The 241-nt window shown below is 65.1% G+C and carries 1 pseudogene; it reads left to right on the top strand.

The features are described 5' to 3' along the window. Positions 1–241: pseudogene (tuf, locus tag MWU52_RS17910) on the top strand (elongation factor Tu); the annotation flags it as partial.

Here is a 241-nt window from a genome sequence, read left to right as displayed (position 1 = left end):
TCTGTGCAAGCCCGGCTCGGTCAAGCCGCACACGAAGTTCGAGGCCGAGGCGTACATCCTGACGAAGGAGGAGGGCGGTCGCCACACGCCGTTCTTCGCGAACTACCGTCCGCAGTTCTACTTCCGCACGACGGACGTGACGGGGACGGTGAACCTGGCCGAGGGCACGGAGATGGTGATGCCGGGGGACAACGTGTCGTTCGGTGTTGAGCTGATCGCGCCGATCGCGATGGAGCAGGGG

Origin of the sequence: Jannaschia sp. S6380, assembly GCF_023015695.1 — a bacterium.
Lineage (GTDB): Bacteria > Pseudomonadota > Alphaproteobacteria > Rhodobacterales > Rhodobacteraceae > Jannaschia.
The sequence above is the reverse complement of the archived record's forward strand: the minus strand, read 5'-3'. Positions and strand labels throughout refer to the sequence as shown.